The organism is Acinetobacter gyllenbergii CIP 110306 = MTCC 11365 (assembly GCF_000413855.1).
Classification (GTDB): Bacteria; Pseudomonadota; Gammaproteobacteria; order Pseudomonadales; family Moraxellaceae; genus Acinetobacter; species Acinetobacter gyllenbergii.
Window position 1 is genome coordinate 1 of sequence record NZ_ATGG01000059.1, and the last position, 14760, is coordinate 14760.

Annotated in this window: 13 protein-coding genes and 1 pseudogene; all 14 read right to left on the bottom strand. The window is 40.4% G+C overall.

Going from position 1 to position 14760, the window contains the following annotated elements:
* Positions 1-191 (bottom strand): annotated as a pseudogene (locus tag F957_RS01245) (alkyl hydroperoxide reductase subunit F); the annotation flags it as partial.
* Between the two features lie 127 nt (positions 192-318).
* The gene (locus F957_RS01240) at positions 319-1236 is read right to left on the bottom strand and encodes a hypothetical protein (RefSeq protein ID WP_016543154.1); all 918 of its coding nucleotides are present in this window, start codon (positions 1234-1236) and stop codon (positions 319-321) included.
* 29 nt (positions 1237-1265) lie between these two features.
* A complete protein-coding gene (locus tag F957_RS01235; RefSeq protein ID WP_016543155.1) occupies positions 1266-2390 on the bottom strand; it encodes a toxic anion resistance protein in 1125 nt (374 codons plus the stop codon).
* A 12-nt stretch (positions 2391-2402) separates the two neighbouring features.
* A complete protein-coding gene (locus F957_RS01230) occupies positions 2403-3179 on the bottom strand; it encodes a hypothetical protein (protein ID WP_016543156.1) in 777 nt (258 codons plus the stop codon).
* A 172-nt stretch (positions 3180-3351) separates the two neighbouring features.
* Positions 3352-4344, bottom strand: coding sequence for a putative solute-binding protein (locus F957_RS01225; protein WP_016543157.1), 993 nt, complete (start codon positions 4342-4344; stop codon positions 3352-3354).
* A 210-nt stretch (positions 4345-4554) separates the two neighbouring features.
* Positions 4555-4968, bottom strand: a complete 414-nt coding sequence (locus F957_RS01220) for a PaaI family thioesterase (RefSeq protein ID WP_016543158.1) — start codon at positions 4966-4968, stop codon at positions 4555-4557.
* Between the two features lie 64 nt (positions 4969-5032).
* The gene (locus F957_RS01215) at positions 5033-6016 is read right to left on the bottom strand and encodes a fatty acid desaturase family protein (RefSeq protein ID WP_016543159.1); all 984 of its coding nucleotides are present in this window, start codon (positions 6014-6016) and stop codon (positions 5033-5035) included.
* Positions 6017-6128: 112 nt separating this feature from the next.
* The gene (locus F957_RS01210; RefSeq protein ID WP_016660678.1) at positions 6129-6926 is read right to left on the bottom strand and encodes a PaaX family transcriptional regulator C-terminal domain-containing protein; all 798 of its coding nucleotides are present in this window, start codon (positions 6924-6926) and stop codon (positions 6129-6131) included.
* A gap of 100 nt (positions 6927-7026) precedes the next feature.
* Complete coding sequence (locus F957_RS01205; RefSeq protein ID WP_016543161.1) at positions 7027-7827, bottom strand: undecaprenyl-diphosphate phosphatase; 801 nt, start codon at positions 7825-7827, stop codon at positions 7027-7029.
* Positions 7828-7953: 126 nt separating this feature from the next.
* Positions 7954-9843: a M48 family metalloprotease gene (locus F957_RS01200; protein ID WP_016543162.1), complete on the bottom strand. Its 1890-nt coding sequence runs from the start codon at positions 9841-9843 to the stop codon at positions 7954-7956.
* Between the two features lie 100 nt (positions 9844-9943).
* Positions 9944-11482, bottom strand: coding sequence for an amidophosphoribosyltransferase (gene purF / locus F957_RS01195; protein WP_016660680.1), 1539 nt, complete (start codon positions 11480-11482; stop codon positions 9944-9946).
* A 24-nt stretch (positions 11483-11506) separates the two neighbouring features.
* Positions 11507-12100, bottom strand: a complete 594-nt coding sequence (locus tag F957_RS01190; RefSeq protein ID WP_016543164.1) for a CvpA family protein — start codon at positions 12098-12100, stop codon at positions 11507-11509.
* Between the two features lies 1 nt (position 12101).
* Complete coding sequence (locus F957_RS01185) at positions 12102-13109, bottom strand: quinone-dependent dihydroorotate dehydrogenase (RefSeq protein ID WP_016543165.1); 1008 nt, start codon at positions 13107-13109, stop codon at positions 12102-12104.
* A 253-nt stretch (positions 13110-13362) separates the two neighbouring features.
* Positions 13363-14760 (bottom strand): YadA-like family protein (locus tag F957_RS21000; RefSeq protein WP_016660681.1); only part of this gene is annotated, 1398 nt, incomplete at its 5' end.

The following is a 14760-nucleotide window of genomic DNA, read 5'->3' on the forward strand; positions in this document are numbered from 1 at the left end:
AAACTAGGACGGCGAGCGTTTGAACCGTCAAAACGCGCCGTAACTTGGTCAGAAAGTTCAGCAATTTCAGTCACGAGTTCTTTGATTTTTGCAGCTTTGTCTGATTCATCTAAAGCAGCAACCAACTCGATTGGACTTTCTAAACGTTCTAAGTAAGCTTTTAATTGAGTTTTAATATTTTGATCTAACATGTATTTCTCCAAATGCTAAGACTTTTAAATCAGCTAAATTCATTCAATGAGGCTATAGTACGCAAAAGTACTAAATAGGTAAAACAGTATGTTTTTATGAGTTTGATCGGATAAACCGAATATAGATTTATGAGACATCAAGCTTTTGGGTAATTCGAACACGCCGATTTTTCAAATTTTTGGCAAGTACATATAAAATTGTACTTATAGCAACTGCCAATATTGTTATCCCCCACAAGATCACATTTATGATCTGAGACACACGCTCTGCTTGCTGCGCACGTTGATCTAAAGGCTGGGTGACTGAGGTGATACTTTTGCCATACAACTGCTGCTGCATGACCCATAATTGCTCAGGCTTAAAATCGTAGCTTTTAAATTGGGTTGGATTCGTTTTTTCCGCACTAATCAATTGATTAACATAAATATTTGCTGTCTTTCGATCAACAGGTTGGTGCAATAATGCGACTTGTGCCAAGACGTAGGCTTTTTCAGTTGCCGCAATATCTGCTTGCTGTAAATCTTGTGCAATTTGACTTTCAACGATATTGCTTTGATAACTCATCCATTGTTGATAAGCCTGTTCAGTTTCATCTTTCCAATCATATTGAATATAACTAAGCCCCGACCAAAGCAAAATAAATGCAATGATCCAAGCCAAAAGCCGCTGTGACCACGCCTGAAAGCGCTGTTGAAAAAACTTAAATTTCTTTACCCAACCGACCAATAAAAAGGCACCAATGAATGAAACAAAAATTTTTAGCAACAACCAACCAAACCATGACAACAAACTAAAGAAGTAATCCACAGGTTGTTTAAATGGTACCAATTCTTGAACATGATAGGGCAAATCTAAAGCCTGAACATGCATGGAAAGATCAAAGAAACGATAGATAAATTCTTTTTGCAAAAATAATGATACAACTGTAACAACCACCAAGCTACTGGTAAGTACAAACCAGATCATCAAATGACGCTGACGTTTTTTTAACACATCTAAACGTTGGTCAATTGGTTGTACGCTAAAATCTTCTATGGGTGACAATGATCTTTCCTTTAACGACTAAAAACATCTCAAGATTTAGGTGGCTGACTATTCTCCAGCACGAGATGATTCAAACTCTCCTGTAAAGCACGCAAACGTGTGGTCGCTTCCGCACGCTTTTGCATGCCTTCTTTTTGGATTTGAATCACATCATTCACTGTTTTAATGAGGGTGTTTTGTACATGTTCAAGTGTTTCCACATCAATCACTGAACGTTGATTTGCTTTTGCCGTATCCACAGAGTTCTGATGCAATAACTCAGCGTTACGACGCAATAATTCATTGGTGGTGTCATCAATGGCTTTGGCAAGCTGGACACTATTCTTTTGCTCTTGCAATGAAATTGCCAAACTAATTTGATTCTTCCAAGCTGGTAGTGTGATGTTTTTAATCGCATAAAACTTATCCACCAACATTAAATTATTCGACTGAATAATCCGAATCATCGGCAAGGTCTGCATCGCAGATTGTTGCAGAACCTGCAAATCACTGACTCTTTTTTCAAGGTTATTGGCCAAGTGATTCAGATCATAGATCTGTTGAGTACTTTGCTGATCTTGCTCCTGTGTTGTAAGCGTCGAAATCTGTTGTTGAATATCTTGCTGTTTTAATTGCCCCGCAGCGATATAAACACCCAGTTGTTTATATTCATCTTGTACCGCATCGAACATTTTATCTAGCGTTCCAACACGTGCCTTTAAACCCGACTGTGAACTTTCAATCTCTTTAACCAATACATCAATCTGTTCTTTGGTGGTATTAAAGTGCTGATCAAAATTTTGCTTGGCACCCTTAAACTTACTCAGTAAACCACCGAAAAAACCTGAACTTTTAGACTTATTTAAAATACTTGACGTATTTAACTGCTGTGCAACTTGAACCACCTCATTCAACTTTTGACCTGTGGCATCTAAGTCCTTATTTTGAACCAAACTCAATAATTCATCGGTATAAGTCGATGTCTTGTTGGCAATATTTTTACCGTATTCTGCAACAACAGTCGTGCTAATATCGGCCAGTTCTTTATGTGCATCCATCACTTCAGCAAAATCTTGAGGTTGAAGACCTAAGTCTTTTAAGTTCAACTGCTCAAAACGCTGCTCTGGCTTAATTTCAAGCTCATGAGATGCTTTGCTAAGTTCTGAATCTGACATCATATTTCCCTCTTATTTCTGTAATGATTTTTTCAAATTTTGAATGAGATCCTCTCGACTTTTATCGAGTTGATCCAATGTTGCTGTCGAGTTAGATTCTCGACTTTGCTTTAAATAATATTGCCATGCTGGAATTAAGACCTGTTGTGCTTCTTTAAAACGATCCAGAAGACTGAAAGACAAATACTGTGACAATTGCATCTGTTTCATCGCAATATCATTACTGCTTTGTAATGTCTGTAAGGTATTGATTTTTTTAGATAGTCGCTCGACAAAATGATCGAGTACTTGCTGTTTGGTAAATTGAGGATATTCTATTAAAAACTCATCAGCAGCCTGAATATAGGCAGCCATCTGTTCCCTTAAACCCAATGCCTGCTGCAAACGAGACTGTGATTTTTGAATTTCGATCTGCAAGCGTTGACTTAAATGATTGGCCTCATGAATTAAACGATCAAGATCTTTGACATACTTCACCTGCCCTGCATCGTACTCAATATCAATCCCGAGCCATTTTTGTAGTGCATTAAAACGTCGTGTGCCCAAATGTTTTTTTGATAAAGACAGCTGCTGAATAATCTGAGTAATCACTTCACTCAACTGTTGATTCAGCTTAGGATCAACCCCATTCAATAAGACACTTTGGGCTTGTACTAAATGATCCGCATAATGATTGAGGCGATGCGGGTCATTGAGTAAAGGTAATAAGTCATTACGCTTAATCGCTAAAATATGTTCTTGATTTGACTCAATTTGCGATAAAGGTGTTAAGTCGTGCGGTAGCGTCATATTCGTTGGAAATCGTAAGAACAAATAAATTTGAACATTTTTAGTTGTAGCATGTTCTTAGGCTTTCGCATACTTAAATGTTGTTATGATTTTTAACAATTTCTGCTGACTTATCAATAAAAAACCCTCTCAATTACAATCAATAAAGCGGGTTCATGAATCAAATCATGCGTTACTCATCATTGAGGGCACATTCAAAGTTGTTTGGATTTTGTTTGCAGCGAACTTTTTTCAAGAAGTTCATCATTTTTGGATCATAAATTCCTGCCTTAGTGAGTGAGATACGTGCTTCACGCATCATCTTCATATAGTTAACTTGTTCTTCAGGTGGAATAACCATCCAGTATTTGGTTGGAATTTCTTTTTCGTATTTTGAAATAATATTAAAAGTACGACCAAGTTGCCCCGCCACCCATTCACGAGATTTCTGCCCAAACCCTTCGGGAAATTTATCTTTTCGAATAATGAAATTTGCCGATATTTGCGTCAGTGGAAACTTTACGATTCCACCTTTATCTCCCAACCCCTTATACAGTTCAAATGGTTTGTAGGCGACGATTGGTGCAGGCACAATATCAATCTGATGATTATTAAACTTTGCACCAGCATTGGTCACATCAACTGAAACCGCTTGCGCGCCAATTTGAGCAACCAGTTTAGGTTGTGCTTCGTCATAGGCAAACACCCCTACCTTCTTCCCAGCGGCTTTCGCCAGTGTATTGATATTTCGATCTGCAACAAATAGATAAGCTGGGCCAATGGTTCCCAGACCCGCAATTTCATAAGGGCCATTGATCATACTTTTTGCCGCTTGGGGTTTAGAGAGCAATTGATAAGCAAGAATTGCCGTTTTCAAATCAGTTAAAGCGCCGACTGCATCAAGTGAACCAACATATTTATTGAACTGTCGTCCACGCAAACCACTAATAATTGCGCCATCACATTGTCCAACTTTCAAATCTTCAGCGGCGACACGTTCATCAACATAGGCTCTTAAATCAATATCCGCACCCCATTTTTTAGCTTCGAGCGCATAATCCTTTGCCAATGCAAATGCATCACCAGATTTACCGACTGGATCAAATACACAAACCGTTTGCTTCGCCTGTGTTGTAGCAGCGAACCCGAATAATGCCAAAGCAATTAAACCATTTTTAATCATCATCTCGTTCTTCCCAGATAAGATTTGTTTTATCTCTTTATCTCAACTTATTTGTTGACACGATCCTATGACGAGATTTCAATTTTTAATGTATTTGCAGTCAATCAATCTTTAAAATCATTTCATTTAAGAATTTGCTTTCGAATAAATTTCACCGCCATATGGCTAAAACCAGATGCAAGTGAAATGAATACTTTAGTTTTTATCATGTTTCTATTGAGGTGGTCGTGCATAAGTCCCGATCACATGTGCAACAGGTTCCTCATCATCTAGCGAATATAACCAGACTTCCCCTGTAACAAGAGTTTTACCCACTTTAATTAACTTACAAACCGCCCGTATATCCCGATTGCCATTGGGTTTACGAAAGAAGTTAATGGTCATATTGGTCGTGACCGCCATCGCGACCAAACCTAAATGCCCCAAGATGGCAATATAGAGCACATAATCTGCGATCAACATAAGCGTTGGACCAGAAACAGTTTGCCCTGGACGTAGATCCCCTGCATCAACACGATAAAGTAGCTGTGCACCTTTGGGCGTAATCTCTTCAATTACACTTTTCTTAAGCGCCTGTGGAAATTCTTGCGCCAAGAATTCCATGATTTCCTCTTTCGTAGCCGCCATGCATCACTCCAATTGTTTATGTTATAGCTCTTCAGATTGACAACTGAAATCCAAAATCCATTGCTTAATCCGCTTTATCTGATAGTTCATTCAATACTTGCCAATAGCTTGGTGGAGCAGCTACATGCCCACGTTCACGTAACATCTGATGCATCCGTGGCAATTTAAAATACGGTACAGCTGCCATTAAATGATGTTCTTTATGATAGTTCACATTAATCGGTGCGACCAAAGCTCGCGCTAGATAGCCCGCCTTTGTGGTACGGGTATTGGTTAAAGCGCTATGACTAGTCTCCATTCCAGCATGCTCCGCCATTGAACGAACACGTAGGAACAATGGAAACGGGGTTAAATAAGCCAATACCCATAACCCATAGAGTTTAGGATGACCTGCCGCCCACAATGCTGAAAATAAAGCCGCATTGGTTACAATTGCACCGCCACTATTCTTTAAGAATGCTTTGGGATAATCGGTCCAATGTCGCCCTTCTTGAGGAATCCAACGACGATCATTCGAGACCGTCCATTCCATCTTCTCAATATCCATCAACACTCGGCCAACCGCAAACTTAAATCCAGTTACACCCGACAAATCCCGCATAAATTTGCGCATGAGTGATTTTTTAGTCGTCGGGAAACCAGCTACAAGCGATAAATCTGGATCGTCGACCGTAGAGGTTTTACTATGATGACGCATGTGATGTGCACGATATTTATGTAGATCATTCCAAATCGGGCGCGCGCACAACCAATCCGTTAAGGTGTCATTCAACCATTTGGTTTTAAATAAACTCTGATGTGAGGCATCATGCATGATAATTGCCAATGCCAATTGTCGACCAGCCAAAATCACCAAAGCTGCAATACACATAAGCAATTTACCCCAAGCAGGTAAATATTCCCAAGTGTTTGCAACCGCAGCAAATGTGCCGCCAATGACGGCCCATGTCGAAAACACGGCCCAACTGCCATGAACATCGGACTTCGCTGTTAATTCAGTAATCTCTTCGCGAGAGAATAAATCACTAATCGCCACACGTGTATTCATATCCCTATCCTGTATTTGTTTTATTTTAAAACTACACAATTTATATTTTTATTTTAAATTAAGTAATATTTCTGTCAATCTATTAAAATTTAATTTAATGTAATATTTGTAATCACTCGATTTGACCCTCATAGAATTTTCGCCAAGAGTTCAAACCTGTTTGATCCAGCTGTTGCACACTTTGCGCAAATTGTTCACGAAGCTGCACATCGACAAAACCTTCTGGCAACAATGGATCGTTCATCAATAACGAAATCGTTTGACGCCCCAATAACAATGACTCTCTAGCCGCGTCTTCCAAACTCAATTGATGTGCTGTCGATAACCATGTTTGGATCATTTGACTATATTTCTGATAATTCTGATTTAAGGTTTGCCTTGACCAAAGTTCAGGAATTGCAGCTAAGGTTTTGGCATCAAAATGACTAATTTGACAAAGCTTTGCACTGTTTTCTAAACCAGAGCTTTTTAATTCAGCGACAAGCTGATCAAAACCAATGACTAAGTTATCTGGACGAAGATAAATACCTTGTTCTAGCTCTTTAAAACCGAAATGCTTGAGTGCTCTTTCTCGACGATGCAAGGCTGTACGATCAACACGCCCCAATTCACCAGTAAAAACGGCTAAATATTGCTGATTCCACTTCTTGGTTTGTTGAATACCATGTTTACGATTGAGCATGACATTGGCCCATTCATGCGATTGAACTGTAAACTGGTATATACCACGCTCAATTGCTTCAATCACACCCTCACTCGAGAGTCGCGTCACAGCAACCCGAATACTGTTTTCACTAATTTCAAAAAGTTGCGCCGCAAGAATAATTTGCTTAATGGAAATCGCTCGTCCCTGAAGACCTAGCAATAAATCAATAATTAAGTCTCGAGCATTCATTTTCGCTATTGTCATTATGCTATCGAACCAGATTTGGGATGTAGAAAAGAAGAAGAAAAATTTTAGCGGAGAATCTCCCTTTCTGCAGTTGCAAAAAGGGAGATTTTTTTATTTTTTATAGGAATACAAACAATAAGATAATACCAAGCACGATACGGTACCAAGCAAACACACGTAAAGTATGGCGTTCAACAAACTTTACCAACGCACTCACCACCAACAGCGCTGAAATAAAGGCTGCCACAAAACCAACACCAATATTCAACATATTGTCTTGCGTCAATACATCGGCATTACGTGCTAAGTCAAAGACTGCTGCCCCCAACATGGTTGGCATGGCTAAGAAGAAGGAAAACTCGGTCGCTGCCTTACGAGACAAGCCTGCAAACATCCCCCCCACAATGGTTGCACCTGAACGTGAAGTCCCTGGAATCATCGCGACACATTGCGCGCAGCCCACTAAAAATGCTTGTTTGTAAGTGATTTTGGTGGCATCTGTGGTTTTATGATCAAAGTTTTTGGACTCAACCCAGAAAATGATTAAACCACCAATAATCAAAGCAAATGCCACTACAAGCGGGCTAAACAAGACACTCTTAATGAAATCGACCGCAAAAATACCAATCACAACAGCTGGAATAAAAGCGAGTAAGACACTAAAGGCAAAATGCCGCGCTTCTGCATCTCCACTAAAGAAACCTTTGACCAAGTCAAAAATCTTTTGACGATATAACCAGCACACAGCCAAAATTGCACCAAGCTGAATAACAACTTCAAATACACGACCATCATCAGAATGAAAGTCAATCATATGACCAAATAAAATCAAATGACCTGTGCTTGAAATGGGTAAGAATTCGGTAAGACCCTCAATAAAACCTAAAAATAAGGCTTTTAAAATTTCAATATGTTCCATAACTTACTCAAAAAGTAGGTAATACAAGTATAAAATAAATGGCAAGCTTACCCTGAAATGTAAGCTCTTTATGTGATTGTCACGTAACGGTTGAATAAACAGATTCCAATTCATCAAAGTAATGCATTAAATAATCATCAAACTATTTTTCTTTTGCATTTGTTCAACCACTTCATGGGTATCAAAGCCCAAACGCCAATACAAAAGCTCCAACACGTCTAATTCATCTTGGGTAATGATTCGATCATTCCAGAGACATCTTTCTGCAATCGACAGAATATTGAGGCGGTCACGTAACAATAAACCAGAAACATCATTTAGAATTTCAGCCAAATCAAGTGGCTCGTCTGAAATGTCGGCATAGGTTTGCATTTCATCTGCTGTTAGAAGCATTTGCAAAATGCGTTCGCGAACCTCGAGCTGATTTGGGCTATTGATCTGTTGAACATGTAACAGCGCATCAATCAAATGCACAATTTGCGACTTCACATCTTCAAATGCAGCAGGCAAATGTGCAGGCATTAAATTCAACTCTTGCTTCACCCGTTCCAACAATAGGGCATCAAGTAACCCCACCTCGCCGTCTTCTTGAATAATACAAGCCAGCTTAGTTAAAAACTGACGTGCAATACTGGTTGGCATATGTCCAATATTTTTACAGGCATCATGGAAAATCTGCACATGAATACGACCATCTAGATTTAACAATGCATCAACAATCGCATGACTCACAGGCGCTTCTTGTGGAATAAATTCACGATATTGGCGGATCATCAAAATCGCAACCATCACCTCACGTGAACCCGTAGCAGTCTGCATCGCTCGCTGAATTAATTCAGGACGCTTTTTGTTTTTACGTACTTCTGGATTGAGGGGTTTGATTGCATCATTTAAAGCAAAGCTAATCGGAGATAATCGCAACAAAGGTAATGGCTGTGGTGAACTCCACGGCATTGTAATATCCGCACTTTCTTCTTCTAATGAACGGAATAAACTAAATAAGGGACGATTGCGAAGCTTTCTTAAATTTTCTAATTGTAAATCCTGTAATAAAGTTGGATTCAACTCATAAATCCGCTCTTTGATACTCGGATGAATGTTCATCCAGCTTTGCGGACTAAGCGAGTTAGCAAAGCACATATGTGAGATCGACTCAGAATAAGCACTATGAATTTGTGAACCTGAGTGATGAACATAAATCCGTAATAAGGTTTGAATATTGGCATTATTATTCATCAAACGCATAGTTTTAAGATCATTACGGAAGGTACGACCACTCAAAGTGAGATATTTGATACAACGGGTAATGAGAATACCCAAGCTCCCAATCAGCCAAATTACTCCACCAATCGCCACAAAAATCGTCTCAAACTTATTTCGATATGAGGTCGCGTATGGATTATAGCCCGCCTGAGCAAGCTTACTCCCCCATTGGCTAAAGGTGGTTAAGCCGCTATATAAAATTTTCAGCTTGGTATTTTCAACCGCTTCACCGGATAAAATCTGGTTAAATTCATAACTGAGCAAACCATATAGCTCAAGCTCATCCAGATTTTGTAATGCCCCCCACGTCAAAATAATCACAATATCCTGTGATCTAAATCCTGCGGTTAAGGCATTTACCCCAACTTCATCAGGCAATACATAGACTGCGGGCGTATCGATATCAAAGCTTTTTGCAACCTGCTCAACCACTTTTAATGCGGTACTTTCTTCTGGGGTACTTTCATCAAAGACCAAACGACGTGCTTTGAGCTGTTTTGCTAAAGAGTGCCCGCCTTCACGCAGCACATAAAGTTCCGCACCAACAGACCACACTAAAACAAAAATGAGTAGGACTATAAAATATGGACTGAGAACATGCCACCAGATCGGTTGTGAATAATCAAAGAAATGAACAACCAATCCCAAAATTAAATTGAGAATAAAGACGGTAAGTAACATTGCCAGAAGACAGAAACTGACTGACCATGCAATGTTTTTATTTTCAATTAGATAATGGCTCATTTCTTTCAATGTAAGTTTTCCTGATTACATTGTTTCAGTTAGGGTTGTCGTACTGCCTATCATAAAATAAAAAAGCGGGGAATTCCCGCTTTTCTATAGATTAAGATGATTACTCTTCTTTAATCCCAGTGAGATCAACTGAGGCTGCATCAATGTTCACATCAATATAACCATCTGATTTCTTTTTCGCAGAATCACTTCGCTTTTGCTCAAGTGCATCGAGATATTCTTTGTCGATGCCACCGGCAACATAGACACCATCAAATACAGAACAATCAAATTCAGTGAGATCAGGCACCTTGCTGGTACGAACTGCATTTTTTAAATCTTCCAAATCTTGGAAAATTAAACGATCTGCACCAATATTTTCACGAATTTCTTCGACTGTACGCCCTGATGCAATCAATTCTGCCTTGGCTGGCATATCAATACCATAGACGTTTGGATATTTCACCATCGGCGCAGCAGAAGCAAAGAATACCTTCTTCGCACCTGAATCACGGGCCATTTGAATGATTTCATTACAAGTAGTACCACGAACAATCGAGTCATCGACCAACAGTACATTCTTGTCTTTAAACTCAAGCTCAACAGGGTTTAGCTTTTGACGTACTGATTTTTTACGTTGTTGTTGACCAGGCATAATAAAGGTACGTCCGATGTAACGGTTTTTCATAAAACCTTCACGGAATTTCACCCCTAGAATGTTCGCCAATTCTAAAGCAGAAGTACGACTGGTATCAGGAATTGGAATCACCACATCAATATCATGTTGCTCGCCCCATTCTTTTAGAATTTTGTGCGCCAGCTTCTCACCCATTTTTAAACGGGCTTTGTATACTGAAATGCCATCAATGGTTGCATCTGGACGTGCAAAGTACACATATTCAAAAATACATGGACGATATTCAGGATTTGCAGCACATTGCTTTGTGAATAATTGACCATTGGCATCAATGAAAACTGCCTCACCTGGTGCGATATCACGTTCAACCTTAAAACCAAGCGCAGTAATTGCTACTGATTCAGAGGCAATAATATATTCAACACCCTGCTCGGTTTCACGCGAACCGTAAACCAAAGGACGAATCCCGTTTGGATCACGGAAACCAACAAGACCATGGCCTGTGATCATCGCGACGACACCATAAGCACCTTTGCAACGCTCGTGCACACGAGATACTGTGTGGAAAATATCTTCAGGTGTTGGGTTCAAAGTACCGATCTTCTGTAACTCATGTGCAAACACATTGAGTAACACTTCAGAATCAGAATCGGTGTTCATGTGACGTAAATCCGTTTTGAACAGGTCATCATGAATTTCAGCAGCATTGGTCAAATTACCATTGTGAGCAAGGGTAATACCATAGGGTGAGTTTACATAAAAGGGTTGTGCTTCAGCACTGCTTGATGAACCTGCAGTTGGGTAGCGAACATGCCCAATCCCATAGTTTCCAAGCAATGCACGCATATGACGAGTATGGAATACATCGCGTACCATACCGTTAGCTTTGCGGAGGAATAAACGCCCTTGATGGCAGGTTACGATCCCTGCAGCATCTTGTCCTCGATGTTGCAGCATCGTTAAGGCATCAAATAACATTTGGTTCACTGGTGATTTACCGGCTATCCCAACAACTCCACACATAGCAACCTCGCGACAAGCTAGCGATTAATAAAAAGGATTTTTCGTCGAATGATCGGAACGCTCATTCACAGAAGCACGTTCCGATTCGTCCATTTCTTGCGAAGGGCGATGTAATAACGCACCTTCTGATGTCATTTGATTTAAAGCTTGATTTGCCGCATCTTTGGATAACTCTGTCGCCAAAGGTGCGTAAGGTAATAAAATTTGTACGAATTTAGACTGTTTCCAATGCGGTGAGCTCTCGACCCAAGGACCTAAACCCTGCATGGCGATCAGCACAATAAGGAGCCCTTTGAGGGAACCAAATGCACCACCTGCTAAACGATTTAATGGGCCCAATTTCAAACTTTTCAAGAGCCCATTCAGTAATGCAGACACAATCCATGTACACACCACAATGATCAGCACAATAAAGGCAAAGGCTGCAATTTTTTGCACCACAGGGTCTTGGCTGAGACTGCTCATTGCAGGTGCCAACACCACAGCGTATTTTGCCCCAATGATCAATGCGAATATCCATCCGATCAAGTTCGCAAAGGCTTTTATAAATCCTTGACGCAAACCGTTCAGCCCTCCAATGAGCAAGATGATCAGAATGATGATATCAAGTGTGTTCATTTCACACAGTCATCGCATCAACACAGTCTTTGACTAATGTTGGGCCAGTATAAATGAGGCCACTATACACTTGTACCAAGCTTGCACCAGCTTGCTGTTTTGCAACCGCCTGCTCACCCATTAAAATACCACCAACACCGATCAATGGAATTTGACCTGCCAATACTTCAGCAAATTGGCGTAAGCATTCAGTACTCTTTTCAAATACTGGCGCACCAGACAAGCCACCTGCCTCATTTCCATTTGGCAAGTTTTCCACACCATCACGACCTAAAGTGGTATTGGTCACAATCAAACCATCAATCTTGAATTGCAATAATTGTGCTGCAATAAAGTGAATATCTTCGGAGCTTAAATCAGGTGCAACTTTAAGCACCAATGGAACATAATGGTTATATTGATCTGCCAGTTCAAGCTGACGATCTTTTAAAGTTTGCAACAATTCAGTCAGCGCATCGCCGCTTTGCAAACTGCGAAGATTTTTAGTGTTTGGAGATGAAATGTTAACCGTAATATAAGAAGCGTAATTATAAACTTTTTCTAGACAGATCAGATAGTCAGATACGGCATCTTCAACAGGTGTATCTGCATTTTTGCCGATATTAATTCCCAATACACCTTTAAATTTTGAAGCTTTTACATTTTCAATCAGTTTATCCACGCCATCATTATTAAAACCCATACGGTTAATAATAGCCTTAGCTTGAGGAATACGGAATAAACGAGGTTGAGGATTGCCTGCTTGTGGGCGTGGTGTAATGGTTCCAATCTCGATAAAACCAAAACCGAGTGCCGCCAAAGCATCAATATGTGCACCATTTTTATCTAGACCAGCAGCAAGACCAACAGGATTTGGAAATTCAATTCCCATGCAAGTCACAGGTTTTGCAGCAACTTTCTGATGCATAAAGCCAAGTTTATGGGCTTTATCTAGCATAGAAAGTGTGAGTTCATGTGCACGCTCTGGCGCTAAAGTAAACAACAAAGGGCGAGCCAATGAATATAACATACCAATCACAGTCTACTAATTTTTCAAGTAGGCATATTATAGGCATAGGCTTAACAAAACGCCATGCCTGACATAGGGTTATTTTGTAGAGAGCTTGCTCTAATGCTTCACGTTTAAGCAATTTTATGAATTTATGATGACTATGTGTCTACTTTATTCATTACTTTTGAAAGTCGAAATGCGTATACCCATTAACAAAAAGTAGGTGCATTTAAGACACCTACTTTTACCCAACCACTCAGTTAAAGCTCTATTATTTCCAAGAATAGGAAACACCTGCCCCAACGGCAGCGGTATTGCCATTATTAAAGCCACTTGAAAAAGCACCTTTGATTGCGACACCATTATCAAAATAATGACTCGCCCCCACTGCAATTGCAGACTGACTATCATAATACCCCATACCGACACCAAGTGATGAGGCACCTTGATCTGCAGGCATTGGAATGTTGGTCATCGCACTAATACCTGCGATACCCTGTGCAGCAATCTCACGATTCCTTCTTAGGTCTTGACTGGTTTGATCGACACGCTTCGAAACATCTCTAAAATTATTTTCGAGATCCGTGACTTTAGTATCGGTATATGCTTTTGCATCGGATAATACTTTCGCATCTGCTGTTTTGTACTCTTGGCGCATCACAGCTTCACGTTCATTGCTATAGGTTTTAGCACTGCTCAAGGTGGCTTTATCCCCCTCATCTGCATGGTTTTTTGCATCATTAAGGACTTTGGCATCTGCTGCAATATAATCTTTACGCACAATGACTTCACGTTCATCTGTATAGGATTTTGCGCTATTTAATGTAGCTTTATCTCCGGCGTCAGCATGAGCTTTCGCTTCAGCTAAGGTCTTAACGTCCGCTTCTTTCATTTGTTTTAGATTTACAGCATCAGTATCTTCAGTTCCTGCTGCGACATGAATGATTTGGCGTTCCTTAGTCGCGGCTCCGACTGAAACAGTATTATCTCGAGATGAAGCTGAATCATTGCCTAAAACCACAGCATTTTTTGCTGAAGTATTGACGTTATTACCAACAACAAAACTATTATCTCCCGTAATGGTATTATCATTTCCAATCGCATAACTACCATCAGCCTGAACTACATTTGGATCACCAAAAGCGCCTGAGCGATTACCTTCGACTTTATTGCCTTTACCAATAACCGTATTTGCCTCCCCTTTGGCTGAAGCACCAGCCCCAATCACAGTGCTATCTGCACCATCAGCATTGGCACCATCACCAAGCGCAATTGCGCCATTGCCTGTTGCTTTCGCACCTGAGGTTGCACTATTTGCTTGAACGTCAAGGAATGGGGTTTTTCCACCTTGCGATGCTAACCATTCTTGTTCTGTCCCTTTAAAGCCATTATCGACAGCGATGTCAAAAGTACTCTTACCAGTTGCACCAGTATCACCTTTTATACCCTGCGCTCCTTGAGCCCCTGTCGCTCCGATATCTCCTTTATCGCCCTTATCGCCTTTATCTCCTTGGACACCTTGTGCTCCTGTTGCACCAGTATCGCCTTTTACACCCTGTGCGCCTTGAGCACCTGTCGCTCCGATATCTCCTTTATCGCCCTTATCTCCTTGGACACCTTGTGCTCCTGTCGCACCAGTATCACCTTTTACACCCTGTGCGCCTTGAGC